This is a genomic window from Nonomuraea sp. NPDC004186, from assembly GCF_053603495.1.
The window spans coordinates 1-26270 of the sequence record NZ_JBSGFQ010000151.1 but is presented as its reverse complement, the minus strand read 5'-3'; the positions used below and the strand labels follow the sequence as shown (position 1 = coordinate 26270).

Below are 26270 nucleotides of genomic sequence, written 5' to 3'. Positions count from 1 at the left end.
GGGGCCAGGTCACTCAATGCCGGCCGCCGGTCGGTGTCGATGATCAGGGGCGAAACACCGCACTGATTGTGGCTTGCGGAAGCGCGCCTGCTCGCCCACGGCTGCGCGCTCGACCTGCATCCGCGCGCGTTCGGGCCGGGCCGGTGCGCGCAGACCATGCTGGCGCGGGCGCAGGTCGTGCTCGTGCCCCGGGAGGACGGGTTCCTGGTGCTGGTGCGCTCGTCCTTCGCCGCCTACCTGGCGGAGTGGCTGCTGGACGCGGCGGCGGAGTACGTGACGTGAGCATCGGGGTCTTCGACCTGTTCAAGATCGGCATCGGGCCGTCCAGTTCGCACACGGGCGGGCCGATGGCGGCCGCGCACAGGTTCGTCCGGGGGCTGCGCCAGGACGGGCTGCTGGAGTCCGTCGCCCGGGTCCAGGTGATCCTGTACGGCTCGCTCGGGCTGACCGGCAAGGGCCACGGCAGCGACAAGGCCGTGCTGCTCGGCCTGTCCGGCGAGAAGCCGGAGCTGGTCGACGTGGACTCCGTCGACGCCCGGCTGCTCGCCATGCGGGAGTCGGGCACCGTGTCGCTCGCCGGCACGCACCCGGTGCCGTTCGTGGTCGGCGAGGACCTGGTCTTCGAACGCAGGATCTCGCTGCCCGGGCACCCCAACGGGATGCGCTTCACCGCCTTCGGCGCCGACGGCGGGGTCCTGCGGGAGAAGGTGTACTTCTCGGTCGGCGGCGGCTTCGTCGTCGACGAGACGGCCGCCGGGGCGGACCGCATCAAGGCGGACGACACGGTCCTGCCGTACCCGTTCACGACCGCGGAGGAGCTGCTCAAGCACTGCGCCAACACCGGGCTGTCGATCTCCGGGCTGATGCTGGAGAACGAGAAGGCCTTCGGCCGCACCGAGGCGGAGATCCGCGCGGGCATCCTGGAGCTGTGGCGGGTGATGACCGAGTGCGTCCGACGCGGGATCGCCTCCGAGGGCGTGCTGCCCGGCGGGCTCCGTGTGCGCCGCCGCGCGCATGGGCTGCACCGGCGCCTGCTGGCGGAGGCGCCGGAGAAGGACCCGCTGCACGCGATGGACTGGGTGTCGCTGTTCGCGCTGGCGGTCAACGAGGAGAACGCCGCCGGGGGCCGCATCGTCACCGCGCCCACCAACGGCGCCGCGGGCATCATCCCGGCGGTGCTCACCTACTACACGCGGTTCGTGCCCGGCGCCGGCGACGACGGGGTGGTGCGCTTCCTGCTGACGGCGGCGGCGATCGGCGTGCTGTTCAAGGAGAACGCCTCGATCTCCGGAGCGGAGGTGGGCTGCCAGGGCGAGGTGGGTTCGGCCTGCTCGATGGCCTCGGCCGGGCTGACCGAGGTGCTGGGCGGCACGCCGGAGCAGGTGGAGAACTCCGCCGAGATCGGCATCGAGCACAATCTGGGCCTGACCTGCGACCCGATCGGCGGCCTGGTCCAGATCCCGTGCATCGAGCGCAACGCGGTGGCCTCCATCAAGGCGATCGCCGCCGCCCGCATCGCCCTGCGCGGCGACGGCCGCCACTTCGTCTCGCTGGACAAGGCCATCAAGACCATGCGTGACACCGGCCGCGACATGCTCGACAAGTACAAGGAGACCTCGCGCGGCGGCCTGGCCGTCAACGTCATCGAGTGCTGACGGAGCCTGCCAGCAGCCGCAGGTTCTCCGCCTGGGCGGAGCCGGGCGGGGCGTGGTAGACGGTCAGGGACTGCTCGGGGTCGTCGGGCAGCCGCAGCGACTCGAAGGAGAGCGTGAGCTCGCCCAGCAGCGGATGGCGCAGGCGCCGGGTGCCGTGGTTGCTCTCCTTCACGTCGTGCCCGGCCCACAGCCGGCGGAACGTCTCGCTCTTCACCGACAGCTCGCCCACGAGCGTCAGCAGCCGCGGATCGTCGGGGTAGCAGCCGGCGTACAGGCGCAGAGCGCCGACCACGTCGGCGGCCTTCGCCTCCCAGTCCGCGAACAGCCGCCGATGGCCGGGCTCCAGGAACACCAGCCGGGCCCAGTTGCGCTCCTGGGGCGGCAGCCGGTCCCAGTCCCCGAACAGGGCCGCCGCCATCGGGTTCCAGCCCAGGATGTCCGAACGCGGCCCGGTCACGTACGCCGGGACCCCCTCCAGGGAGGCCAGCATCTGCCCGAGCGCGGTGCGCACCTGCTGCAGCGGCGGCGGCCCGTACTTCCTGCGGTCCCTGCACTTGACCAGGCGGGTGAGGTGCTCGTGCTCGGTGTCGCTCAGCCGCAGAGCGCGCGTGATCGCCCCGATCACCTCGCCCGACACGTTGTTGCCCTTGCCCTGCTCCAGCCGCGTGAGGTAGGCGACGGACACGCCGGCGAGCTGGGCCAGCTCCTCGCGGCGCAGCCCCGGCACGCGCCGGTGCCGGCTGAAGACCGGCAGCCCGACGTCCTCCGGCCGCAGCCGCGCCCGCCGGCTGCGCAGGAATTCGCCGATCTCGCTCATAACCCCCGATAGTACGCACACGACGACGAACAAGGCTGACCCTCCCAGTAGTAGGAACAACGGTCGTACGCGGAGCAGGGTTCTGGGCGATCCGGCCGGGCTGCGGCAGGCTCGATTCCCCTGATCACCACCTAAAGGGGGATATTTCAATGTTTGTCGCTCAGCGCAACGGCCGTCCTGCGACCGCCGAGGAGTTGGCGCCGCTCGCCTTCGCGGGCTACGCGCATTTCACCGCCATGCAGGTGCGCGGAGGCCGGGTCCGCGGCCTCGACCTTCACCTGGAACGGCTGCGGCACGCCTCGGTGGAGTTGTTCGGCCGGGCGGTGCCCGACGATCGGGTGCGCTCCTACCTGCGGGCGGCGCTGCGGGCCGGCCCGGCCGACGTCTCGCTGACGGCCACGGTGCATTCACCGGCGGGCGAGTTCACCGTGGCCGAGGGGGAGCCCGAGGTGCTGGTCCGTACGGGGCCGGCCGCCTCCGGTCCGGCGGGCCCGCTGGCGCTGGCGGCGGTCGAGCACGAACGCTTCCTGCCCGCCGTCAAGCACGTCGGCGAGGTGGCCAAGACGTACGTCCTCCGCCAGGCCGCCGGCCAGGGCTTCGACGACGCCGCCTTCGTCGACCGCCGCGGCCGGCTCAGCGAGGGCTCGATCTGGAACCTGGCCTTCTGGGACGGCACCGCCGTGGTGTGGCCCGTGGCCGAGATGCTGACCGGGACCACGATGGCCGTCGTCCGCCGGCGGCTCGATCGCCTCGGCGTGCCCCAGCGCGCCCAGGAGATCACCCTCGCCGACCTGCCCGCCCTGGCCGGGGCCGTGGTCATGAACTCGTGGACGCCGGGCGTGCCCGTCCACCGGATCGGCTCCGTGCCCCTGCCGGAGGCCGAGCCCTTCGTACGGTTGCTGCACCGCGCCTATCAGGCCGAACCGCTGACCGCCCCGTGATCTGTCCTTTCCGCCCGGATGTCCAGGACCTCCAGGAACGCGGCGGCGGCCGGTGACGGGCGTCCCCTGCTCCAGATCAGGTGCTCCACCCGGGTGGGCGGATCGCGGAGCTCGACGACGTGCACGCCGGGGAGTTCGGGCGCGAAGGCGGCGGGCATCATGGCGACGCCCAGGCCAAGCCGGACCAGCCGGGCCATGAGGTCGGCGTTCGTGATCTCGAAGGCGACCTCGCGGCTGACGCCGGCGGCGGCGAACGCCTCGTCCGACTGGGCGCGCGCGGCCGTGCCGGCGGGGAAGTCGACGAACACCTCCTCCGACAGCCGGCGCAGATCCACGCCGGCAGCCTCGGCCGGCGGGTCGGCCAGTGGATCGGCCGGCGCTTCGGCCAATGGGTGGCCGGGCGCCACCACCGCGACCAGTTCGCCCCGCGCCAGGGCGAGCCCCCGGACGCCCTTCGGCCGCACGCTCGGCGGCAGCCCGAGGAAGGCGATGTCCAGAGCGCCCTGACGGACCTGCTCGGCCAGCTCGTCGCTCGCCCCCACGCGCAGCGTGATCCGTACCTGCGGATGGCGCACGTGAAAGGTCTTCAGCGCGCTGGGCAGGTCGACCGCCGTGACAGTGGGGATGGCGCCGATGGCGAGCCGGCCGCGGAGCTCCCCGGAGGCCGCCGCCACCTCGGCCCGCGCCCGTTCGGCGGCGTCGAGGGCCTGCCGGGCGGCGGGCAGGAACGCCTCGCCGGCGGGGGTCAGCGTGACCCGGCGGCTGGTGCGGTCGAAGAGCCGGGCGCCCAGCTCCCGTTCCAGCCGGGCGATCTGGTGGCTCAGCGCGGACTGGACGACCCGGCAGCGCTCGGCTGCACGGGTGAAGTTCGCCGTCTCCGCCACCGCGACCACATAGCGCATCTGTTGCAGCTCCACGGATCAATCGTGGATCACGATCGCCTGGCGTGACAAATATGCGTCGGACTCATTGATCGTCCAGGTCTCGCAGGAGACCGGCCTGGGCGTCAGTAGGTGGCGCGGCCGCCGCTGATGTCGTAGACGGCGCCGGTGGAGAAGCTGACCTTGTCGGAGGCCAGCCAGGCGATCAGTTCGGCGACCTCCTCGGGCCGGCCGACGCGGCCCATCGGGATGAGGCTGGTGATGTGGGCCAGGGCCTCGGGGCCGGTGGTGGCGTTCATCGGGGTGGCGATGACGGCCGGCGCGATGACGTTGGCCAGCACACCGCTGGTGGCCAGCTCCTTGCCGAGCGACTTGGTCAGCGCGATGACGGCGGCCTTGGAGGCGGAGTACGGCGCCATGTTCGGGTTGCCGTCCTTGCCGGACATGCTGGCGATGTTGATGATGCGTCCCCACCCGCGCTCGCGCATGCCCGGGACGAAGGCGCGGCAGGCGTTGAAGGTGCCGTGCACGTTCACCTCGAAGGTGCGCCGCCAGCCGTCCAGCGGGATCTCCCACAGGGGCGCGTTGGGGCCGACGATCCCGGCGGAGTTGACCAGGATGTCGACCGGCCCGACCTCGTCGGCGGCGGCCTGCACGGCGGCGGCGTCGGTGACGTCGAGGACGAGGTCGGCGCCGTCGGCGATGTCGGCGGTGATGATCGAGACGCCTTCCTTCTCCAGCCGGAGGGCGGCGGCCTTGCCCAGGCCGCTGACGCCTCCGGTGATGAGGGCGGTGCGGGAGGAGGTCATGAGATCCTTTCATTCCAATAGTTGGAACGAAGATTTATTTTATGGAAGTTGCTTGCGAGATTAGCCGATACTCACTTCCCGCAGGAAGCTCTCATTGAGCAGAACTTCCACTTTTCGGAACAGTGGTCTAGCGTTCGGAACATGTTGGTATCTGCGCCCCGCCCCGGGAACCCCGTCCACCACGCCGACCTCAGCGACCGGCGCCCGCAGGTCGTGGAGGCCCGGTAGTGCGCGCGCTGGTGCTGACCGGCCCGGGCAAGGCCGAGGTCCAGGAGGTCGAGCCGCCGGTCGCCGCGCCCGGGCAGGTGGTCGTGGACGTCGAGCGGGCCGGGGTGTGCGGCACCGACATGGAGCTGTTCACCGGCGAGATGAGCTACCTGCACACCGGGCGGTCGTGGTACCCGCTGCGCCCCGGCCACGAGTGGTGCGGTCGCGTGACCGACGTGGGCGATGGCGTGGACGCCGGCTGGCTGGGCCGCCGCGTCACCGGTGACACCATGCTCGGCTGCGGGCACTGCGAGCGCTGCCGCGCCGGCCGCCACCACGTCTGCGCCGAGCTGTCGGAGATCGGCATCAGCCTCGGCCGCTCCGGAGCGCTGGCCGAGCGGCTCGCCGTACCGGCGACGGCGCTGCACGCGCTGCCGGACAGCATGGACCTCACGCTGGGCGCGCTGGTCGAGCCCGGTGGCAACGCGTTGCGCGCCGTCCACGGCGCGGGCCTGCGGCCCGGCGAGCGGCTGCTGATCCTGGGCACGGGCACGATCGGCCTGCTGGCGGCGCTGTTCGCGCGTTCCCAGGGGATCGAGGTCCACCTGCTGGGCCGCGACCTCGACGGGCTGCGCCTGGCACAGTCCCTGGGCTTCACGGGCGCGTGGACCCGGCCGTCGCTGCCGGAGCTGCGGTGGGACGCCGTCATCGACGCCTCCAACGCGCCCGAGCTGCCCGCACTCGCGGTCGACCTCGTCGAACCGGCCGGGCACGTGGTCTACATCGGCCTGGCCGGCACCCCGAGCACCCTCGACACCCGCGCGCTGCTCCTCAAGGACGTCACCGCCGTCGGCATCCTCGGCGGCTCGGCCGGGCTGGCGGGGACCATCGCCGCCTACGCCGACGGCTCGGTCGACGCCTGCCCGCTCGTGGCCGCCACGGTCGGCCTGGCCGAGACCGCCGACATCCTGGCCGGCCACCGCCCGGCCGACGCCGGACCGGGCCCGAAGATCCACATCGATCCCCGACGATGAGCCCGGCGATGCCGCACCTGTCGGTCGCTGATCTCAGGACAGCCCGGCGGCTCCACGATCGAGAAGCGCCTCTTTCCGCAGCTCCTCCTCGAACCAACCAATCCAACGGGGCGGCCGTGCCGGGCACCGCCGTCGGGCACGGATCCGGCACGCATCGAGATCCCGCAGATGTAGGGCGCGGCGGCCCGACATGAGTAGGGGCTACTCATGCGCGGCCGGGACCAGAAGCCGGACGATCCTCCGCAAGGCGAACTCTCCTGGAGGAAACGACCGTGAGCTTCAAACATGGAGCGAGAAGGTGGCGCCGGCGGCTCGCGTTCGGGGCGATCGGCGCGCTGCTCGCTGCGTCGATCCCGGCCCTGACCACGCCCGCCGCGGCGGCGCCGGCCCCGAACGTCTCGCTGACCTTCTCCATCGACTATCTCTTCCAGATCGAGAACCCGGACGGCGGAGGCCTGAAAGACGGGGACTACTACCCGAAAGTCCAGATCGCCGACGGGCCCATCGAGGTGGGCCCGCGGATCGAGGACGACGAGTTCTCGCCCAAGGGCCTGCCCGAGGCGCCCGACGGCTGGGTCTTCACCAAGTCGGACCTGCCCGGTGACAAGCCGACCGTGGACATCACCGTCAGCTTGTGGGACTGGGACAGCGCTCTCAACACCAATGACGACAGGATGGACATCAGCCCGCAGCCCCAGGACATCGAGCTGAACCTCGTCTACGACTTCCGCTCCAGGTCCCTGTCGGGGGACGGCATCGTCTTCGGCACGCCGTGCATCGATTCCACCGGCGACTTCAAGGGCCAGAGCTGCGTCGAGGGCAATGGCGACCACGGCTTCCCCAAGGACAACGACGGCAGGAGGACCAGGCTCGGCATCACGGTCACCACCGATCTTCCCGACACCGACCAGGACGGCATCCCGGACATCGTCGAGCTCTCGGGGATCCGCGACCGCAACGGCACGGTTCTCGCCGACCTGCCGGCGCTGGGCGCCGACCCGTGCCGTAAGACGATCATCCTGCAGGTCGACTACATGGCCGACGGCAGGCACTCCCACCAGCCCAAGGGCGACGCGATCACCCTGGTCAGGAACGCCTTCAAGAACGCTCCGGTCCGAGCGGCGAATCCGTGCCCGTACGGCGCACGCCCCGACGGCGTCGACTTCGTCTACATCCCGGGCGCGCGACTCAACGAACAACCGGCCATCGGACTGGTCAACGACACCGAGTTCGTCTCCGCTCGCAACGACCACCTCCCCCATGAGCTGTCCCTGTACGCGCACTATGCGATCTTCGGGCACGACCTCATCGTCAGCCGCGAGGACGGGGACAAGACCCTTCCGGGGACCTCAGGCGAGTGCTGCGAGTTCCAAAGGGACAACAACAAGGACTTTCTCGTCACCCTCGGCTCGTGGCGGACCACATGCGTGGCGGACTTCGGCGTCGACTACGGCGGCGACGGCGTCCTGCAGACGAAGCCGGCGGGCGACGACAAGATGGTCGGCACAGCGATCCGGGTGGGCGGCGACGGCACCTGCGACACCACCAGCGCGCATCGCACCGACGTGCAGGTGCTCGACACCGGAACGGGCAAGGCCGACGCCGAGGTCGGCACCGTGCAGGACCAGGCCGGCACCCTCATGCACGAACTCGGGCACGCGCTCGGCCTGGCCCACGGCGGTGCCCTGCCCCAGGGCGACGACACCGACGACAACTTCAAGCCCAACTACCCCAGCGTCATGAACTACTTCTTCCAGTCGGGCGTCCCCAACAGCCCGCCGCCCCTGCTCGTCAACGACATCGGGACCTGGAAGACCGGGGCGACCCGCATCGGGTATTCGACCGGGAAGCTTCCCGACCTGGTCGAGAGCTCACTCCTGGAGAGCAACGGGATAGGCGACGGCACCGACTACACGTTCTGGATGACCGACAACCTCGCCCACCCCGACAGCTCGGTCAGGCCCTGGCGAGCGGGGATCGGCAACGGACCGCTCAACTGGAACGACAACACCACCACGGGCACCGGCGTCCCGATCATCGACTCGACCCGGGTGAGCGTGGACATCAACGGCAGCGGTGACAGGACCACCCTCACCGATCACAACGACTGGGCGGCCGTCAGGTTCCGGGCCGGCAACTCGCCCGACAGCAAGGGGCGAGCCTGCAGCAGCTACCCGGTGAGTGCGCCGACCTGCAAGGGGACCGGCGGAAGTCCGGAGAGCGAGCTCGACTTCGCCACTGTGCTGCGGCAGGAGGTCTCCTTCTTCAACCAGTACGACCCCGACATCGCCACGACCAAGAGCGTCGACAAGCGCGACGCCGAACCCGGTGACACCCTCACGTACCAGGTGAAACTCGACAACGTCGGCACCGGCGCGGCGACGGCGATCGGGCTGACCGACACCCCGCCCGGCGGCGCGGCCCAGACGCGCCAGGTGCCCTACCTCGGCCCGGGAGCGTCCAGGACCGAGACGTTCACCTACGCGATCCCCTGCGACACCGCCAACGGGACCGTCCTGACCAACACGGCCACGGCGACCGCCAAGGACACCGGCGGCGGAGCCGAGGCGAACACGGCGAACAACACCGCCAAGGCCGAGACCGCCGTGCACGCCCCGAAGCTCACCCTGGCCAAGACCGCGCCGCGGACGGTCAACGCGGGCGAGGCCATGACGATCGACCTGAAGGTCGTCAACGCGGGCAGCGGCACCGCCACCGATGTGACCCTCACCGACACCCTCCCGGCCGAGGTCGCCTACAGCCGGGCCCTCGACCAGGGCACCGGGCCCAAGCCCTCGTCGGTGACCGCCAACCCGGACGGCACGACCACGCTCACCTGGTCGCTCGGCTCGATCGACGGCGGTGCGACCTCCGGTGTGCGGTTCACGGCCCGGCCCAGCCTGCTGTTCGCCGCCGGGGACGAGCTGCCCGACGCCGCCTCGGTCTCGTACCGGAACGGGAACGGGTGCGTCTACGAACCGGTGACCGCGGCGGCCTCGACCACCGTCACCGAGGTGCCGCCCACCCGTAACCCGTGGCCGCAGCTGTCCTGGCAGCTGCACCCCGACCGGCAGAGCGCCGAGCTGCTGGCCCGGATCCAGGCGACCGACTCCCGCTTCGACGGGGCCGACGGCTCGGCCCCGGACGGCGCGCTCTCCCGGGCCGAGGTGAACGCGGTCTTCGGCCTCTCGATCAGGCAGCCGGACCTCCTGCGGGCCCAGCTGCTGACGACCTACCTCAACCTCGCCGACCGGCGGATCAACGCGGCGACGAAGATCTCCTCGCTGGTCGCCGCCGCGCTGGAGCTGAAGTCGGTGGCCCAGGCCGCCCGCCACGCGCAGGCCACGCTCCTGCTGCCGGACGACCTCGCGCACCTGCTCACGTACACCAAGGCGACGACCGTACTGACCGAGATCAACCTCAACCTGAGCGAACGCTACTGAGCCGGGCGCCCGCCGGGGCCGCCCCGGGGGCGGCCCGGGTCTCGGTCCCGCGCGCGCCACCAGGTGACGAGCAGGCCGCCGGCCAGGACCACGGCCGCCACGACGCGGTATCCGGCGCTCATCCCGTACGTGGCCATCACCGTGCCCATGACGGCGACCCCGACCGCGCTGCCGAGCTCGCGGGTGGCGCTGTTGAGCCCGGAGCCGAGCCCGGCCCGCTCGCGCGGCAGCGCCGCCATGATCTCGTGCGAGAGCACCGGCAGGCACACCCCCATGGCCGCCCCCATGACGACCAGGCCGACCGCGTACACCGGGTACGGCATGGCCGCGTCCGCGAAGGACAGCAGCGCCAGCCCCGCCACGATCCCCGCCAGCCCGGCCGGGACGGCGGGCCGAGCGGGCAGGCGGCCCGACAGCCGCGACAGGACGATCATGGGGATGACGAGCGGCACGATGGCCACGCCGGTGACCAGCGGCGAGAAGCCCTTGACCTCCTGCAGGAAGCGGGCGTTGACGAAGAACATCGCGAACAGCCCGAAGAACGTCACCGCCACGCCCAGCGTCCCCGCCCGCAGCCGCGGCAGCGCGAACAGCCGGGGGTCGAGCAGCGGCCGCGGCGCGCGGAGCTGGTGCCCGACGAAGACGCAGAACAGCACGGCCGCCACGCCGAACGCCGACAGCACGAGCCCGCTCCCCCACCCGGCCTCGGGCCCCTCGATGACCCCCGCCAGCAGCGCCACGGACGCGGCCGTGAGCAGCACCGTCCCCGGCAGGTCCAGCGGGGTCGACGCCTCGCGGGGCGCGCGCGGCACCAGCACGGCGACCAGCACCGCCAGCACCCCGGCCAGCAGTACCGGCACGCCGAACAGGGCCCGCCACGGCAGGTACTCCATGACCGCGCCGCCGCCCACGTTGCCGACCACCCCGGCCGCGCCGGTGGCGGCGGTCCACGCGGCCACGGCGTGCCCGCGTTCGGCGGCCGGGTAGACGCCGACCGTCAGGGCCAGGGAGGCGGGCATCACCAGGGCCGCGCCCGCGCCGCTGAGCGCCCTGGCGGCGATCAGCGTGCCGACGTCCGGTGCGAGCGCCGCCAGCAGGCAGCCCGCCGCGAACACGCCCAGGCCCGCCAGCAGCACCCCCTTTCGGCCGAACCGGTCGCCGGCCGCTCCGGCGGGGATGAGCAGGCAGGCGAAGACGATGACGTACGCGTCCACGATCCAGAGGATCTGGGACGGTGACGGGCGCAGCTCGCTCGCGGCGAGCGTGGGGATGGCGAGGTTGACGGCGGCGACCAGGGCGACCGCGAGGACCACGGAGGAGGCCATCAGGGCCATGATCCGCGTCCTGGCGGGATGACCGGTTTCTAACGTCGATGCGGGCATGCGAAACCCCCGGGTTGTGGAGATGGGTGATGAGTCGAGCGGAGGCCTCCCGCGGAATTCACCGTAAACTCGGTCCTGACTTGACCTCAAATGCATCTTTTTCAGGTGATATATGCGTCAGACGCAACCCAGCCTGGACCTGCTGATCGCGCTGGACGTCCTGCTGGAGGAGGGCAGCGTCTCGGCCGCCGCGCAGCGGCTGCACCTGTCGGAGCCGGCCATGAGCCGCACTCTCGGCCGCATCCGCAAGGCGATGGGCGATCCCGTGCTGGTGCGCTCGGGACGGCACATGGTGCCCACGCCGCGGGCGCTGGCCGTCCGCGACGAGGTGCGGGCGCTGGTCGAGGCGGCCAGGAAGGTGTTCACGCCGCCGGGCCGGCTGGACCCGGCCACGCTGGTACGGCGCTTCACGATCCTGGCCTCGGACGCGGTGATCACGGCCATGAGCGTGGCGCTGCTGACGGAGGCCGCCGCGTCGGCTCCCGGGGTGCGCTTCCACTTCATCCCCGAGGGGTACGGCGACGCGCGGGCGCTGCGTGACGGGAGCGCGGACCTGGAGGTGACCGTGATCTCGGACCCGGCGCCGGAGACGCGGGTCGAGCCGATCATGGCAGACCGGGCGGTGGGCGTCGTCCGTCCCGGGCACCCGCTGCTCGACGGGCCGGTCACGGCGGAGCGGCTGGCGGCGGCCGAGCACGTGATCGCCACCCGGCGGGGCCGCGACGAGGGCCCGGTGGACGAGATCCTGGCCGGCATGGGGCTGACGCGCCGGATCGCGGGCTCGGTGCCGACGTTCGAGGCGTCGCTGCTGGTGGTGCGGCAGTCCGACCTGGTGGGGATGACGCCGGAACGGCTGACCCGGCCACTGGTGGAGGCTCTGGGGCTGGCGACGTTCCCGATCCCGTTCGCGTTGCCGGAGATGACGCTGTCGCAGGCGTGGCATCCCCGCTACGACGTGGACCCCGCGCACGTGTGGCTGCGCGACCTCGTACGCGAGACCCTCGGCCGGCACCGCTGATAAGTGCTCAATCGATGAACACTTTCACCGGGAGGATGGGACGCATGATGATCCTCGCGGACGCCGCCGCATGGCGGAGCCGGCTGAACGGCCACCACGACTCCATGACCGAGGCCTGGCTCGTCCCGGGCCGTGGGGCAGACCGGGCCGGTTCAAGGCCGCGGTGATGGGCGCCGGCATCAGCGACTGGGGCATGCTCGTCGTGTACTTCCACCGGGGCCTGCGGCGGTTCGGCGTCGAGCACCAGTTCGTCGTCCATCCCGGGGAAGGACACTCCATCCAGGACCGCGACCACCAGCTCGACCTGCTCCGGCGCACCCGTGCGTGGTTCGGCCGATGGCTCGCCGGCTGAGCCACGCGGCGATCACGCGCCGGGCGGTGGGGCGGTGCTGCCGCGGACGACGAGCTCCGGCGTCGGGGCCTGGACCGCGCGGGGCTCCGGGCGCTCGGCCATCGTGTGGAGCAACTCGGTCGCCGTCAGCGTGCCCAGCGCGTACGTGTCGCGGGTCAGGGCGGTGATCGGGGGATGCGGCAGATGGGTGAGGATGGAGTCGTCGAAGGACACGATGGACACCTCGCCGGGCACCGGCACTGCCATCTCGGTGGCCACCCCGAGCCCCGCGGCGGCCATGACGTCGCTGTCGTAGATGATCGCCGTGCACCGCGGACTCGCCTCCAGGAGGCGGCGGGTGGCCGACGCGCCCTGGGTGTCGGAGTAGTCGGTGGCCACGCTGGCGATGTCGATGCCGAGGCTCTCGCGGGCGTCGCCGATGGCCCGCAGGCGGCGGCGCGTGTGCTGGTAGGACGGTACGCCGCTGACGTGGCCGATGGACCGGTGGCCGAGCGCGGCGAGATATTCGAGGATGCGGGTCATCGCCGCGTGGTCGTCGACCCAGACGCTGGTCAGCGGGAGCGGGGCCCCGTGGCCGCCCAGGATGACGGCGGGGACGCGCAGGTCGGCGACGAGCCGGGGCCGGACGTCGTCGACCGTGAGGTCCAGCAGCACGAGCCCGTCGACCCGGTTCTCGGCGGCCCAGCGGCGGTAGACGGCCACCTCCGCCTCGGTGTCCTCGACGATGAGGAGCTGGGTGGCGATCCCCTCGTTGGACAGGCGGGACTGCAGGCCGGACAGGAAGTGGGCGAAGAACGGCTCGACGCCGAGCGTGCGGGCCGGACGGGCGATGACGATGCCGGCCACGTCGTTGTTGGCCCCCTTGAGGGCGCGGGCGGCGCGGTGCGGGCGCCAGTTGAGCTCCTCTGCGACCTCGAGGATGCGCTTGCGCGTGGCATCGCTGATGCCGGGGCGGGCGTTGAACGCCAGCGACACCGCCGACACCGAGACCCCCGCCAGCCGCGCGATGTCGGTGCTCCTCAGCCGGGCCGGCGCAGTGCCCGCCAGGGACGCGGGAGGCTCGGACGAACCGTCTGAGTCCTGAAGCGGAACCTGGTCGTTCGGCGGCATCGATCCTCCATGGCGGACAACCGTCGTTATGCAAACTTGATGAGCCCCCCGGGTGACCGCAGCACCTAAAACGTATTAGTCTGCGGTCGCTTGCTGATCATAACGTACTAAAACGTATTAGGCCGATTGTGAGACCTCCGCTACGGAGAGGTACGGAATGCACAACCACCTCAGCCGCACGCTAGAGAGGCTCGCCCGCGTGCGGCGGGAACGGATTCAGCCCCGGCTCCACACCCGGCTGGGCGGTGTCGAGGTCGAGGCCTGGACGGTCCCGGACGGCGGCGAGCCGGTGCGCGCCCGCCATGCCCTCGGGCTCGAACCCGACGCCGGCCGGGCCGCCCCCGCCTACCGCCCCTTCCCCCTGGGCGCCGCCTGGGGCGAGGCCTGGTCCACGACCTGGTTCCGGATCCGGGGCACGGTCGACCCGGGGCAGGACGGCCCGATCGACCTGGTGCTGGACCTGGGCTGGTTCGACCACTCCGTGGGCGGTCACTGCGAGGGCCTGGTCTTCACCCCGGACGGGACGATCGTCAAGGGCCTGCACCCCCGCCAGTCCGACATCCGGTTACGGGGTCACGGGGCCGATCTGGTCGACGCCGACGGCTCGTTCGTGCTGTATGTCGAGGCGGCGGCCAATCCCCTGCTGCTCGGCCTGCCGCCCTTCGTCGTCACCGAGCACGGCGAGAAGGGCGCGCAGGAGCCGTTCGAGCAGTTCAGGCTGCGCCGCGCGGAGATCGCCGCGTTCTCGCCCGAGATCCACGCGCTGTGCTGTGACCTGGACGTGGCCGGCGGCCTGGCCGCCGAGCTGCGCGCGGACGAGCCGCGTCATTGGCGGCTGCTGCGCGCGATCGAGGAGGCCCTGGACGTCTACGACGAGGCGGACGCCGAGGCGAGTGCCGGGCGGGCGCGGGCGATCCTCGCTCCCGTCCTGGCCACGCCCGCGCACGCCAGCGCCCACCGGATCACGGCCGTCGGGCACGCGCACATGGACACGGCGTGGCTGTGGCCGCTGCGCGAGACGGTCCGCAAGCTCGCCCGTACGGTCTCCAACGCGCTCGCCCTCCTCGACGCCGACCCCGGCCTGGTGTACACGATGTCGGCGGCCCAGCACTTCAGCTGGCTCGAAGAGCACTGTCCGGAGCTGTTCGAGCGGCTGCGGCACTATGTCGAGCAGGGCCGGTTCGTGCCCGTCGGCGGCATGTGGGTGGAGGCGGACGGCGTCATCCCCACCGGCGAGTCGATGGTGCGCCAGCTGACCTACGGCAAGCGCTACTTCCTCAGCCGATTCGGCCGCGAGCCCCGCGAGATGTGGCTGCCCGACTCCTTCGGCTACTCGGGCGCCCTGCCGCAGCTGGCCCGCAGGGCCGGGTCCCGCTGGTTCCTGACGCAGAAGATCTCCTGGAACGACACCACGGTCTTCCCGCACCACTCCTTCTGGTGGGAGGGCATCGACGGCACCCGCGTCTTCACCCACTTCCCGCCCGCGGAGACGTACGCCGCCGAGGTGACCGCCCGCGAGCTCCATCACGCGGTCGCCACGTTCAAGGACAAGGCGATCGCCTCCCATTCGCTACTCCCGTACGGCTACGGCGACGGAGGCGGCGGCCCCACCCGGGAGATGGCCGAGCGGCTGCGCCGCTTCGCCGACCTGGAGGGGGCGCCACGCGTGATCTCCAGGACCCCGGCGGAGTTCTTCGAGGAGGCCGAGTCCGAGCTGCGGGAGGCCGGGGCGCTGGAGCCGGTCTACCGGGGCGAGCTCTACCTGGAGCTGCATCGAGGCACCCTGACCTCGCAGGCGGCCATGAAGCGGCACAACCGGCGCTGCGAGTCGCTGCTCCGAGCCGCCGAATATCTCAGCGCGGCGGCGAGCGCGCTGCGCGGGGCGCCGTACCCGCGCGAGGACCTCGACGAGATCTGGCGCACCGTGCTGCTGCACCAGTTCCACGACATCCTCCCGGGCACGTCGATCAGCTGGGTGCACCGCGAGGCCCGCGACACCTACCTGGCGATCGAGGAGCGCCTGCACGATCTGATCAAGCGAGCAGGCGCGGCGCTCGGCGACGAGCGGGCCGAGGGCGGGCTGCCCCCGTTCACCACTCCGGCGCGGCCCGGAACAGCCCCGGTCGTGGTCGGGGTCGTGGTCGGGGTCGAGGTCTCCGACGGCGAGGCCGGCGCCACCGTGCTGGACGACGGCCTGCTGCGGGTCGTGGTGGACGGCGGCGGCCACGTCGTCTCGCTCCTCGACCTGCGCAGTGGCCGGGAGGTCGTCCCGCCCGGCCGCCGCCTCAACGAGCTGCAGCTCTTCCGCGACGAGCCGGTGCGCTGGGACGCCTGGGACGTGGACCGCCACGTGCTGCGCCACCCCCGGGCGCTCGACGACGTCACCAGCCGCAGGGTGGTCCGCAGCGGGCCCGACGCCGGCGTGGAGGTGGTCCGGCGGACCGGCGCGTCCACGGTCACGCTGACCATGTGGCTGCGGGCCGGCACCGGGCGGTTCGAGACCGAGTGCGCCGTGGACTGGCAGGAGCGCGAACGCCTGCTCAAGGTCGCCGTCCCGGTGCGGGTCCTGGCGCGGACCGCGCGCTTCGAGACCCAGTACGGCTACGTCGAACGCCCGCTGCTGACCAACACCGCGACCGAGGAGGCGATGTTCGAGGCCGCGATGCACCGCTACGTGCACGTGGACGACGGCGACTTCGGCCTCGCGATCGTCAACGACACGATGTACGGGGCCGACGCCCGCGCCGACGGCGACTCCACCGTCGTCCGGCTCTCCCTGCTGCGGGGCGCGCGCTTCCCCGACCCCCGCGCCGACCTCGGCACGCACACCTTCCGCTGGGCGGTGCTGCCCGGCGCGGACGTGCCGGCCGCGGTCGAGGCCGCGTACGCGTTCAACGCGCCCGACCTCACCGGCCTGCCCGCGCCGCTGGTCCGGTTGGAGCTCCTCACCGGCCACGCGCTCGTCGACTGGGTGAAGCAGGCCGACGACGGCTCCGGCGACCTGGTCGTACGCGTGTACGAGACGCGGGGCGGACGGGCGAGCGCCCGGCTGAGCTGCCACGAGGAGCTCGGCGCGGGAGCCGTCGTGTGGGAGACCGACCTGCTCGAACGGGAGCTCGGCGCGGACGAGGACCTGCCCGTCGCCCTGGGCCCGGCGGGCGCGCGCCGTCCCGTGGGCGAGGCGCGGCTGGACCTTGGCCCCTTCCAGGTGGCGACCCTGCGGATCGCCACTCATGCATCACTCAAGGAGGATGTCCAATGAGAACACGGACCTGCGTCGCGGCGCTGGCCCTGGGATCGCTGCTGCTGTCCGGGTGCGGTGACGGCGGAGCGACGCCGCAGGCCTCGGGCGGGGCGCTGACGGGATCGATCAAGTTCCAGACGTGGAACCTGAAGAACGAGAAGTTCACGCCGTACTTCACCGAGCTGATCGCGGCCTTCGAGAAGGAGCACCCGGGCACGAAGATCGCCTGGGTGGACCAGCCCGCCGAGGGCTACCAGGACAAGCTGTCGGCCGACGCCGCGGCGGGGGCGCTGCCCGACGTCGTGGACATGGGCCCCGAGGCCGCCTACACGCTGGCCCAGGCCGGGGTCCTGCTCGACCTGAACAAGGCCGACCCCCAGGCCAAGGGCCAGTATCTGGACAAGGCGTGGCAGGCGATGACGTTCAGCGGGCTCGGCGGCGGGACCTACGGCTACCCGTGGTACCTGAACACCGGGCCGGCGTTCTTCAACACCGCGCTGTTCAAGAAGTGCGGTCTCGACCCGGCCAAGCTGCCCGCCACCTACGACGAGCTGTTCGACCAGGCCGAGACCATGGCCAAGAACTGCTCGGACGTGTCGATGATCGCCCGGATGCCCGTCATCGAGATGTTCGGCGAGTACGGCGTGCCCCTCATGGACGCCGCGGGCAAGCAGTTCACCTACAACGACGCCAAGGGCGCGGAGTTCGTCGAGCGCTTCCGCAAGCTGTTCGCCAGCAAGGGCCTGACCCAGGAGGCGCTGAACAACCTGCAGACCAAGGAGGTCGAGGAGTTCAAGGCCGGCCGGCTGGCGTACCTGTCGGGCAGCTCGTACACCCTCAACGACCTGAAGGACACCGCGCCCGAGATCTACAAGACGCTCGGGATCGGGCCGCGGATCAGCAACGCCGCCCCCAACATGTACATCGAGTCGCTCGTCGTGAACGCCGCCGGCAAGAACCAGCCGCTGGCCACGGCCTTCGCCAAGTACGTCACCAACACCGCCAACCAGCTCGCCTTCGCCAAGAAGGCCTCGGTGTTCCCCTCGTCGGCCGGGTCGATGGACGACGAGTACTTCACCAAGGACGACGGCGACCCCGCCACGAAGGTGCGCCTGGAGAGCGCCGCCCAGGTGAAGAAGGCGGTCGTGTGGTGGCCTCCGGCGTTCTCCGGCTCGGCCGACGCCGACACGCTGCGCGAGCAGATCGCCCAGGCGCTGCTCGGCAAGAAGACGGTGCAGCAGGCGCTGGACGAGTCGGTCAAGTACTCCAACGAGCGGCTGGCCGCGCACGGATGACCGGCTCCGCCACGCACGACGAGGGCAGCGCGCCGGCGACCCATCGCTGGCGCCTGACCCCGTGGCTGTTCCTGCTGCCGGCGCTGGCCGTCATCGTGGTCCTGGTCCTCGTGCCGTTCCTGAACACGCTGCGCCTGGCGTTCACGGACTCCACCCTGCTCAGGGCCGGGGAGTTCACCGGGTGGGACAACTTCCGGCGGATGTTCACCGACGAGCGCTTCGGCACCGCGCTGCTGAACTCCACGCTCTACACGGTGTGCGTGGTGCCGCTCATGGTGGCGCTGCCGCTCGTGCTCGCCTCGCTGCTGAGCGGCGCCGGCCGGCTGATGGGCTTCTTCCGCACCACGATGTACCTGCCGGTGATCATGTCGCCGGTCATCGTCGGGCTGATCTGGACGAACATGCTCGACAAGCGCGGCCTGGTGAACGAGCTGCTCGGCACGCTCAAGGCGGTCGCCGCGCCGGTGCCCTTCCTGACCGACCGGTGGCTGCTGCTGTTCAGCGCGATGTTCGTCACCGTGTGGATGGGCCTGGGCTACTACATGGTCATCTACCTGGCCGCGCTGGCGAACATCGATCAGAGCCTGTACGACGCGGCGGCGATGGACGGCGCGGGCCCGATACGCAGCTTCCTCAGCGTCACCGTCCCGGGGGTGCGCTCCACGATGGGGCTCATCGGCGTGCTGTCCTCGGTGGCGGCCTTCCGGGTGTTCGGCGAGATCTACGTGCTCACCGACGGCACCGGCGGGGTCGGCGGCGGCGATCTCACGATGACCATGCTCATCCAGCGCGAGGGCACCGGCCTGCAGGCGCGCACCGGCTACGCGGGCGCGATCAGCCTGGTCATGTTCGTCATCCTCGGCGGGCTGCTGGTCGCGCAGCTCGTCCTGCAACGCAAGCAGAGGTCCTCCTGATGTCCGGTCCGTCCGCGCGACGCCGCATCGCGGCAGGCATGGTCGTGCGCTACCTCATCCTCCTGCTGATGGCCGTGCTGCTGGCGGGCCCGCTGCTGTGGCAGGTCTCGCTGTCGCTCAAGGGAGCCGGCGACGCGCTCTACACGCGGCCGCCCGAGCTGCTTCCCGGCCATCCCACGCTGGGGAACTTCGCGACGGTGCTCGACCGCGTCCCGGTGCCGCACTACCTGCTCAACTCCCTGCTCGTGGCCGCCATGGCCGTCACCGGCAACGTGGTGGGCGCCACCTGCGCCGGGTACGCGCTGGGCAAGCTGCGCTTCCGCGGCCGCGGGGTGGCGGCGGCCATCTGCGTCGCGGCCCTGCTCGTCCCGGCCGAAACCGTGCTGATCTCCCAGTTCCTGCTGGTCAGGGCGGCCGGGCTGGCCAACACCCTGCTGGGGGTCGTCCTGCCGACGATCGTGGCCGCGCTGAACGTCCTGCTCATGCGCAACGCGTTCCGCAACCTGCCGGCCGAGTTCGAGGAGGCTGCCATCGTCGACGGCGCCAACGCCTGGCAGCGGTTCATCCGCGTCTCCGTCCCCCAGGTCAAGGGCGTCATCACGGTCGTGGCGATCTTCGCTTTCGTCGGCTCGTGGAACGACTTCCTGTGGCCGCTCATCGTGCTGTCCGACGAGGACAACTACACCCTCACCGTCGGGCTGAACCGCCTGCGCGGCACCTTCTACGACGATCCACGCCTCATCGCGGCCGGCACGATCATCGCCCTGGTTCCCATCGTCACGTTCTTCGCCATCTTGCAGCGCTACTTCTTCCGCGGGCTCGAAGCGGGAGGCTTGAAAGGTTGAAATGCTGAGATTCGGGGTCAACTACACGCCTTCCCAGGACTGGTTCTACTCCTGGCTGGATCCGGACTGGGCGGCCACCCGGCGGGACATGGAGGCCCTGGCCGGGCTGGGCCTGGACCACGTACGCGTGATGCCGTTGTGGCCCGTCCTGCAGCCGAACCGGACGCTGATCCGCCGCCGCGCGCTCGACGACGTCCGCCGCGTCGTGGAGATCGCCGGCGAGGCCGGCCTCGATGCGAGCGTGGACGTCCTGCAGGGGCACCTGTCCGGCTTCGACTTCGTGCCGAGCTGGCTGACGGACTGGCATCGGCGCAGCATGTTCACCGACCCCGACGCGATCGCCGCGCAGGCCGAGCTGGTGGAGGCGCTCGACGGGCACCTGTACGACCTGCCCAACTTCCTCGGCCTGACCCTGGGCAACGAGGTCAACCAGTTCACCTCCGCGCTGCATCCGAGCCCGATGCCGGCCACCGCCCGGCAGGTGACATCCTGGCTGCGGGCGCTGCACGGCGATGGGCCGCGCGACCGCCGCCACTTCCGGCTCAACGCCGAGTACGACGCCGTCTGGTACGCCGACGACCACCCCTTCACCCCGGCGCACTCCAGCCGGCACGGCCAGATGAGCGTGATCCACTCGTGGATCTTCAACGGCACCGCCCAGGGCTATGGGGCGATGTCACACGAAAGCATCACCCACGCCGCGTACCTCATCGAGCTGTCACGCGCCTTCGCCCTCGACCCGGCGCGTCCGGTCTGGCTGCAGGAGGTCGGCGCGCCGCTCAACCACCTGACCGAGGACCAGGCGCCCGGCTTCTGCGAGGGGACCGTGCGGGCGGCGGCCGACAGCGACGCCCTGTGGGGCGTCACGTGGTGGTGCTCGCACGACGTGGAGCGCCGGCTGGCCGACTTCCCCGACCTGGAGCACAGCCTCGGCCTGATCGGGGCGGACGGCGCGGTCAAGCCGATCGGCCGGCGCTTCGCCGACCTGGCCGCGGAGCTGCGGCACCGGTCGCGCCCCTCCCCGCGGACCGAGGCCGTCGTCGTCCCCGTCGGCGCCGACGACGTCCCCGTGTCACGGGCGGAGCTCTCCCCCGGCGGCGGCGTCTTTGAGACCTGGATGGGCCGCGCCCGCGCCGGGGCCCGCCCCGCCCTGGTGACCTCCGCGACCGCGGGCGACCCGGCCGCGCTGCGCGCCCGCGGCATCGAACGGCTCGTCCACGCCGAGCCCACGGGCCGCACCTTCTACAGTTCGGTCGCCGACGACGAGGTCCTCGACCGGATGGCCGCCCATGCCGACCGCTGAGCCGGTCGAGCGGCTGCTCGCCAAGCTGTCCCCGCGCGAGAAGGTCGGCCAGCTCAACCAGCGCCTCTACGGCTGGCAGGCCGTCGAGCGGGACCCTCGGGGCGGATTCCGGCTCACCGATCTCGCCCGCGCCGAGCTCGACCGGTGGGGTGGGCTCGGCGCGCTGTACGGGGTCTTCCGCGCCGACGCCTGGTCGGGCCGCACCTGGGCCGACGGGATCCGGCCGGAGGAGCGCGCCGAGGTCGCCGCCCTCGTCCAGGACGAGGTGACGCGGGCCGGCGGCCACGGGATCGGGGTGCTGCTGTCGGAGGAGGCCCCGCACGGGCACCAGGCGCTCGGCGGGACGCTGCTGCCCACCAACCTCGCGGTGGCCGCCGGGTGGGATCCGGACCTGCTGGCCGAGGCCGCGGCCGCCGTCGCCGCCGAACTCGCCGCGAGCGGCGTGCACCTGGCCCTGGTGTCCGCGCTCGACCTGCTGCGGGACCCGCGCTGGGGCCGGGCGGAGGAGTGCTTCGGGGAGGATCCGCTGCTGGCCGCCGAGCTCACGCGGGCGCTGGTGATCGGCATGCAGGGCGCCGATCGCGGCGCGGTGGGCCGCGGCGGGGTCGCGATCGTGCTCAAGCACCTGGCCGCCCAGGGCGAGGCGGTCGGCGGGCGCAACGGCCAGTCCGCCGTCATCGGCCCCCGCGACCTGCGCGAGCTGCACCTCCCGGCGGCGCGGGCCGCGGTGGAGGCCGGGGCGCTGGGGTTCATGGCGGCCTACAACGACATCGACGGGGTGCCGTGCTGCGCCAACCGCGACCTCCTGACCGGCTTCTTACGGGACGAATGCGGATTCGACGGGATCGTCATGGCCGACGGGCTGGCCGTGGACCGGCTGACGGCGATGACGGGCGACCCGGCGTCCGCCGCCATGGCCGCGCTGGAGGCCGGGGTGGACCTGTCGCTCTGGGACGAGTCCTTCGCCCTGCTGGAGGAGGCGGCCCTGGCGGACCCGCGGGTGGCCGAGCTGGTGGACGCCGCCTGCCGCCGGGTGCTCACCCTCAAGCACCGCGCCGGCCTGCTCGGGGACACCGATGGTGAGGCCGCCCCAGGTGCCGAACGCGAGGCGCTCACCCTGGCCGGCCGCCACGAGGCGCTCACTCTGGCCAAGCGCCGCGAGGCGCTCGTGCTGGCCGGGCGGGCCGCCGACGGCCTGTCCCGCCGCCTGGCCCGGCAGTCCCTGGTCCTGCTGCACAACGCCGGCGGCCTCCTGCCCCTCGAACCTCGGTCGCTGACCAAGGTCGTCCTCGCCGGCCCGAACGCCCGCGACGTCACCGCCCTGCTGGGCGACTACGTGCCGCCCCTCCCGCCGGGGTCGGCCGCCGGCCTGGACCTCGCCCTGCGGCGGGCCCTGCCGGACGCCGAGGTGGTGTGCCCGCCGGGTGTCCCCACGGCGGCCGACCTGAGCGGCGCCGACCTGGTGATCCTGGCTCTCGGCGGGACGAGTCACCGCACGTACGCCGAGGAGTTCGCGGCCAACGGGGCGATCGCCGGCCAGGCGGCCACGGCGACCGCCGGGGAAGGCGTCGACCTGGCCGATCTCACCCTGCCCGGCGGCCAGGACGACCTGGTCGCCGCCGTCCGGGCGCGGGCCGGCTGCCCCGTGGTGGCCGTCGTCGTCGCCGGCCGGCCGCATGTGCTCACCGGCGTCCTGGCGCACACCGACGCGCTGCTGTGGGCCGGCTACCCCGGCCCGCACGGAGGCCACGCGATCGCCGACGCGCTGTTCGGCGGCTACGAGCCGGTCGGCCGCCTGCCGTTCACCGCGCCCGCCCATCCGGGCGCCGTGCCGGTCCGCCACAACGACCGGCACCCCGCCGGCGACGTCTACCAGGACGCGCCGGACCCGGTGCTCTTCCCCTTCGGCCACGGCCTGCGCTACCGGCCCGTGCTCCTCGACCGCCTCACCGCCGAGGCCGGCGCGGACACGGTCCGGGTGAGCGTCGAGGTCGCCAACCCGGGCGGCGCCGCGGCGGAGGTCGTCGTGCCGCTGTTCGGGCGCCGTACCGGAGGCCGGGTGCTGCCGCGCCTGCGCGAACTGCTCGCCTTCCGCAGGGTCACCGTCCCGGCGGGCGGCCGTACCGCCGTCGTCTGGGACCTGCCCGCCGCGCGCTGCTTCGCCGAGGACGCGGCGGACCGGGCCCGTACCGACCTGTACGTCGCGGATCTGCACGAAACCATCCGCCCGGCCGTCCACTCCCCCGGACCGGCCGGCCCCCTTCCCGACAGTGAGGAGTCGTGATGGCCCGATCACATCGCACCCGCAGAAGGGCGGTGACGCGCGCCGGCACCGCCGCCCTGGCCGCGATGCTCGCCGTCGCGCTGACCGCCACCGGCGCCGCGGCCAGCGACACGCTGCCCTGGACCGGCGAGAGCGCGGTCGGCGCCAGCCAGCCCTACCAGCACGGCTACTCCGTCACCGACCTGCTGCGCTGGAACCCCGCCGACGACGCCGGCGCCGAATTACTGCGCGCCAAGGTGCCGCTCCAGCAGCGCAACGCCGCCAACGCCGCCACGCAGCGCAACCCGGCGCTGCCCGCCGGCACCCAGCTGCTGACCCTGGCCGGCGACTACGGCAACGCCTTCTTCGAGAGCCACCCCTACACCAACGAGTTCAGCCAGTACCTGTTCAACTACTGGCAGTACGCCGACTTCTACGGCTCCTGGCACGGCATGCCCACCCAGGGAGTCCCGGTGAACTACTACGACCCGGCCGCCGACTGGCGGGAGAAGTGGTTCGAGTTCGGGATGCTCAACCTGCCCAACCCCGGCTACACCAACGCCGCCCACGCCAACGGGGTGCGCTCGCTGGGCTGCATCTTCTTCTCCGACAACGACCGCGGCGACCAGACCTACTCCGAGCTGCTGGTCCGCGACGCCGCCGGCGGCTTCCCCGTGGCCGCCAAGCTGATCCAGGTCGCCAAGTTCTACGGCTTCGACGGCTACTTCATCAACCAGGAGGCGCGGGTCGCGCCGGCGGACATCCCGGTGTACAAGCAGTTCCTGAAGCAGCTGCGCGACGGCGGCATCTACGTGCAGTGGTACGACTCCATCGACAACTCCACGGGCGCCATCTCGTACCAGAACGAGTTCAACGCGGTGAACGGCCCGTTCGTGCGCGACGCGCGGCTCGGCGACGTGTCCGACTCCATCTTCCTCAACTACTGGTGGAACCGGACCAAGCTCACCAACTCCAAGAGCTACGCCGCCGGTCTCGGGCTGGACTCCCGCAAGAGCGTCTTCGCCGGGGTCGAGGCCGGGCAGTACCAGTTCAACCAGCCGTACAACCTCGAGGACAACCTCGACGCCGCCGGCGCGCCGATGAACGCCATCGCCACGCTCGGCGCCGACTTCGTCTCCTCCGACTACGCGAACAAGACCGACGACGCCGCGCAGCGGGACGTCTTCGACCGGGAGCGCCGCTGGTGGACCGGCTCCTCGGCCGGCGCCACCACCCCCGAGGGCACCTGGAAGGGGATCTCCAAGTACGTCGCCGAGCGCTCCGTCATCGGCGGCACCACGTTCGCCACCTCCTTCAACACCGGCCACGGCCTGTCCACCTGGACCAAGGGCCGGCTGTCGAACCCGAAGGAGTGGGGCAACATCAACCTCCAGGACATCCCGGTGACCTGGCAGTGGTGGATCGACGCGGCCGGTACGCCGCTCGGCGCCGACTTCGACTACGGCCCCGCGTACACGCCGGCGAGCCGGTTCTCGTACCAGAAGATCGGCGCCTACAACGGCGGCAGCTCGCTCGTGCTCAGCGGCACGCTCGACGGCGACAACACCGTACGGCTCTACAAGACGGACCTGCAGGTCGCCAAGGGCTCGACCCTCGACCTGACGTACACCAAGCCCTCGGCGAGCGACGATTCCGAGCTGCGGCTCGGCCTCGTGCTCGCCTCCGACCCCACCAAGGTGGTCCAGCTGCCGCTGGCCGGCTCGGGCCAGCGCACCACGGGCTGGACCACGCGCTCGGTGGACCTGTCGGCGTACGCCGGCCGGCGCGTCGCCGCGCTCGGCCTGGTCGTCGCCGCCGGCGCCCGCCCGATCCAGGGGTACCAGGTCAACCTCGGCGCGCTGGCCCTGCGCGACGGCAAGGACCGCACCCCCGCGGCGCCGCAGGACCTGCGCATCACCCAGCTGCTGCCCGAGACCGGCGAGCTGTTCCTGGCCTGGAAGAGCGCCGGGTACGACAAGGTGCGCCGCTACGACGTCTACCTCGACGACACCTACCTCGGCGGGATCTACGACGACGTCTACTACGTCAAGCGCTTCACGGCCACGTCGGGGACGATCAGGCTGGTGGCGGTCGGCCCGGACGGGTCCGAGAGCCCGGCCGCGACCACCTCGTTCGACCTGGCCACGGCGCCGGCCAAGGTGAAGGCTTCGGCCAGGCCGGACGGCACGCTGACCGCCTCCTGGACTCCCCCGGCGAACGGCCGGCCCGTCACGCTGAAGGTCCAGAGCCTCGACACGTCCCGCCCGTACAGCAAGGAGGTCGAGCTGCCCGGGAGCGGCACGGGCACGACGCTGACCGGGGTGCCCGTCAACGGCGACGGCTACCTGCTCACCCTGCGCGCGGGGTCTGGCACGGCCACCGCCGTGCGCGGGAAGTTCGCCGACACCGAGATCGCGCCCTACCCGGCGTCGGCGGTGAAGATCAGCGGGAACACGTTCACCTTCTCCCGGCCGACGCTTCCGGACTGGCACACCCTGACCGTCCTTGAGAACGGCCAGGCGAAGTCGTTCGCGACGACGTACGGGTCGGGCGCCAAGCCGTACATCATCCGCGGCCGCACCACCCGGGCCGCCGAGACGGTGACCATGTCCAGCGCCGGTAGCGAGGTGGTCGCGGTGCTGGAGGACTACGCCGGCAACAAGGCCACGACGGTACTGCGCGGCAACTGATCACCGGGGCGCCGCGGCCTTCGCGGCGCCCCTCACCGCAGCGCGTCCAGCAGCGCTTGGTGCCGCC

The 26270-nt window shown here is 72.0% G+C and carries 19 protein-coding genes; 14 read left to right on the top strand and 5 right to left on the bottom strand.

The genetic code is table 11. The features are described from left to right. Nucleotides 1-66 precede the first annotated feature (66 nt). Together ACWEPL_RS58010 and ACWEPL_RS58005 are read left to right on the top strand one after the other, a co-directional pair. Complete coding sequence (locus ACWEPL_RS58010; protein ID WP_452441731.1) at nt 67-282, top strand: sarcosine oxidase subunit gamma family protein; 216 nt, start codon at nt 67-69, stop codon at nt 280-282. Beyond that, complete coding sequence (locus ACWEPL_RS58005) at nt 279-1655, top strand: L-serine ammonia-lyase (protein WP_452441730.1); 1377 nt, start codon at nt 279-281, stop codon at nt 1653-1655. Before ACWEPL_RS58010 ends, ACWEPL_RS58005 begins: the two co-directional genes overlap by 4 nt. On the opposite strand, the gene ACWEPL_RS58000 is transcribed toward ACWEPL_RS58005, so the two are convergent. Further along, on the bottom strand, nt 1642-2472 hold the full coding sequence (locus ACWEPL_RS58000; RefSeq protein ID WP_449896899.1) for a helix-turn-helix transcriptional regulator: 831 nt from the start codon (nt 2470-2472) through the stop codon (nt 1642-1644). The two genes, ACWEPL_RS58005 and ACWEPL_RS58000, sit on opposite strands and share 14 nt — an antisense overlap. A 149-nt stretch (nt 2473-2621) precedes the next feature. Between ACWEPL_RS58000 and ACWEPL_RS57995 the strand changes: the two genes are divergently transcribed. Then, nucleotides 2622-3413, top strand: a complete 792-nt coding sequence (locus tag ACWEPL_RS57995; RefSeq protein ID WP_452441729.1) for an aminotransferase class IV family protein — start codon at nt 2622-2624, stop codon at nt 3411-3413. Here ACWEPL_RS57995 and ACWEPL_RS57990 read toward each other — a convergent pair. Together ACWEPL_RS57990 and ACWEPL_RS57985 are read right to left on the bottom strand one after the other, a co-directional pair. Next, nucleotides 3386-4330 carry a LysR family transcriptional regulator gene (locus tag ACWEPL_RS57990; RefSeq protein WP_452441728.1) on the bottom strand — a complete coding sequence of 315 codons (945 nt, stop codon included), beginning with the start codon at nt 4328-4330 and terminating at the stop codon, nt 3386-3388. The two genes, ACWEPL_RS57995 and ACWEPL_RS57990, sit on opposite strands and share 28 nt — an antisense overlap. Nucleotides 4331-4419: 89 nt before the next feature. Further along, entirely contained in the window at nt 4420-5103 is a 684-nt protein-coding gene (locus tag ACWEPL_RS57985) for an SDR family NAD(P)-dependent oxidoreductase (RefSeq protein WP_452441727.1), read from the bottom strand. A gap of 227 nt (nt 5104-5330) precedes the next feature. Here ACWEPL_RS57985 and ACWEPL_RS57980 point away from each other — a divergent pair, with 227 nt between their 5' ends. Both ACWEPL_RS57980 and ACWEPL_RS57975 read left to right on the top strand, forming a co-directional pair. Next, nucleotides 5331-6344, top strand: a complete 1014-nt coding sequence (locus ACWEPL_RS57980) for a zinc-dependent alcohol dehydrogenase (protein WP_452441726.1) — start codon at nt 5331-5333, stop codon at nt 6342-6344. A 272-nt stretch (nt 6345-6616) separates the two neighbouring features. Continuing rightward, nucleotides 6617-9787 carry a CARDB domain-containing protein gene (locus tag ACWEPL_RS57975; protein ID WP_452441725.1) on the top strand — a complete coding sequence of 1057 codons (3171 nt, stop codon included), beginning with the start codon at nt 6617-6619 and terminating at the stop codon, nt 9785-9787. Here the strand turns inward: ACWEPL_RS57975 and ACWEPL_RS57970 are convergent. Then, entirely contained in the window at nt 9781-11112 is a 1332-nt protein-coding gene (locus tag ACWEPL_RS57970; RefSeq protein WP_452441724.1) for an MFS transporter, read from the bottom strand. The two genes, ACWEPL_RS57975 and ACWEPL_RS57970, sit on opposite strands and share 7 nt — an antisense overlap. A gap of 169 nt (nt 11113-11281) precedes the next feature. On the opposite strand from ACWEPL_RS57970, the gene ACWEPL_RS57965 reads away from it, so the two are divergent. Further along, nucleotides 11282-12187, top strand: a complete 906-nt coding sequence (locus ACWEPL_RS57965) for a LysR family transcriptional regulator (protein WP_452441723.1) — start codon at nt 11282-11284, stop codon at nt 12185-12187. 166 nt (nt 12188-12353) lie between these two features. After that, nucleotides 12354-12539, top strand: coding sequence for a hypothetical protein (locus ACWEPL_RS57960; protein WP_452441722.1), 186 nt, complete (start codon nt 12354-12356; stop codon nt 12537-12539). A gap of 12 nt (nt 12540-12551) precedes the next feature. Here ACWEPL_RS57960 and ACWEPL_RS57955 read toward each other — a convergent pair whose 3' ends face one another. Beyond that, nucleotides 12552-13649, bottom strand: a complete 1098-nt coding sequence (locus ACWEPL_RS57955) for a LacI family DNA-binding transcriptional regulator (protein WP_452441721.1) — start codon at nt 13647-13649, stop codon at nt 12552-12554. Between the two features lie 199 nt (nt 13650-13848). Here ACWEPL_RS57955 and ACWEPL_RS57950 point away from each other — a divergent pair, with 199 nt between their 5' ends. From ACWEPL_RS57950 to ACWEPL_RS57920, 7 genes are read left to right on the top strand one after another with little or no spacing between them, the layout of a single operon-like run. Next, nucleotides 13849-16911, top strand: a complete 3063-nt coding sequence (locus ACWEPL_RS57950) for an alpha-mannosidase (RefSeq protein ID WP_452441720.1) — start codon at nt 13849-13851, stop codon at nt 16909-16911. Further along, nucleotides 16908-18188 carry an extracellular solute-binding protein gene (locus ACWEPL_RS57945; RefSeq protein ID WP_363968443.1) on the top strand — a complete coding sequence of 427 codons (1281 nt, stop codon included), beginning with the start codon at nt 16908-16910 and terminating at the stop codon, nt 18186-18188. Before ACWEPL_RS57950 ends, ACWEPL_RS57945 begins: the two co-directional genes overlap by 4 nt. Continuing rightward, the gene (locus ACWEPL_RS57940) at nt 18185-19102 is read left to right on the top strand and encodes a carbohydrate ABC transporter permease (RefSeq protein ID WP_363968445.1); all 918 of its coding nucleotides are present in this window, start codon (nt 18185-18187) and stop codon (nt 19100-19102) included. The genes ACWEPL_RS57945 and ACWEPL_RS57940 overlap by 4 nt, the downstream gene beginning before the upstream one ends. Continuing rightward, the gene (locus ACWEPL_RS57935) at nt 19102-19947 is read left to right on the top strand and encodes a carbohydrate ABC transporter permease (protein ID WP_355198690.1); all 846 of its coding nucleotides are present in this window, start codon (nt 19102-19104) and stop codon (nt 19945-19947) included. The genes ACWEPL_RS57940 and ACWEPL_RS57935 overlap by 1 nt, the downstream gene beginning before the upstream one ends. A 1-nt stretch (nt 19948) precedes the next feature. Next, nucleotides 19949-21250, top strand: coding sequence for a glycoside hydrolase 5 family protein (locus ACWEPL_RS57930; RefSeq protein WP_452441719.1), 1302 nt, complete (start codon nt 19949-19951; stop codon nt 21248-21250). After that, the gene (locus ACWEPL_RS57925) at nt 21237-23534 is read left to right on the top strand and encodes a glycoside hydrolase family 3 N-terminal domain-containing protein (protein ID WP_452441718.1); all 2298 of its coding nucleotides are present in this window, start codon (nt 21237-21239) and stop codon (nt 23532-23534) included. The genes ACWEPL_RS57930 and ACWEPL_RS57925 overlap by 14 nt, the downstream gene beginning before the upstream one ends. Further along, entirely contained in the window at nt 23534-26203 is a 2670-nt protein-coding gene (locus ACWEPL_RS57920) for an endo-beta-N-acetylglucosaminidase (protein ID WP_452441717.1), read from the top strand. The genes ACWEPL_RS57925 and ACWEPL_RS57920 overlap by 1 nt, the downstream gene beginning before the upstream one ends. Nucleotides 26204-26270 lie beyond the last annotated feature (67 nt).

What these genes read in the sequence shown, in the direction of transcription:
- ACWEPL_RS58000 (WP_449896899.1), bottom strand. Translation starts at nt 2,472, where the DNA reads ATGAGCGAGATCGGCGAATTCCTGCGCAGCCGGCGGGCGCGGCTGCGG.
- ACWEPL_RS57995 (WP_452441729.1), top strand. Translation starts at nt 2,622, where the DNA reads ATGTTTGTCGCTCAGCGCAACGGCCGTCCTGCGACCGCCGAGGAGTTG.
- ACWEPL_RS57985 (WP_452441727.1), bottom strand. Translation starts at nt 5,103, where the DNA reads ATGACCTCCTCCCGCACCGCCCTCATCACCGGAGGCGTCAGCGGCCTG.
- ACWEPL_RS57970 (WP_452441724.1), bottom strand. Translation starts at nt 11,112, where the DNA reads ATGGCCTCCTCCGTGGTCCTCGCGGTCGCCCTGGTCGCCGCCGTCAAC.
- ACWEPL_RS57965 (WP_452441723.1), top strand. Translation starts at nt 11,282, where the DNA reads ATGCGTCAGACGCAACCCAGCCTGGACCTGCTGATCGCGCTGGACGTC.
- ACWEPL_RS57960 (WP_452441722.1), top strand. Translation starts at nt 12,354, where the DNA reads ATGGGCGCCGGCATCAGCGACTGGGGCATGCTCGTCGTGTACTTCCAC.
- ACWEPL_RS57955 (WP_452441721.1), bottom strand. Translation starts at nt 13,649, where the DNA reads ATGCCGCCGAACGACCAGGTTCCGCTTCAGGACTCAGACGGTTCGTCC.
- ACWEPL_RS57945 (WP_363968443.1), top strand. Translation starts at nt 16,908, where the DNA reads ATGAGAACACGGACCTGCGTCGCGGCGCTGGCCCTGGGATCGCTGCTG.
- ACWEPL_RS57940 (WP_363968445.1), top strand. Translation starts at nt 18,185, where the DNA reads ATGACCGGCTCCGCCACGCACGACGAGGGCAGCGCGCCGGCGACCCAT.
- ACWEPL_RS57935 (WP_355198690.1), top strand. Translation starts at nt 19,102, where the DNA reads ATGTCCGGTCCGTCCGCGCGACGCCGCATCGCGGCAGGCATGGTCGTG.
- ACWEPL_RS57930 (WP_452441719.1), top strand. Translation starts at nt 19,949, where the DNA reads ATGCTGAGATTCGGGGTCAACTACACGCCTTCCCAGGACTGGTTCTAC.
- ACWEPL_RS57925 (WP_452441718.1), top strand. Translation starts at nt 21,237, where the DNA reads ATGCCGACCGCTGAGCCGGTCGAGCGGCTGCTCGCCAAGCTGTCCCCG.
- ACWEPL_RS57920 (WP_452441717.1), top strand. Translation starts at nt 23,534, where the DNA reads ATGGCCCGATCACATCGCACCCGCAGAAGGGCGGTGACGCGCGCCGGC.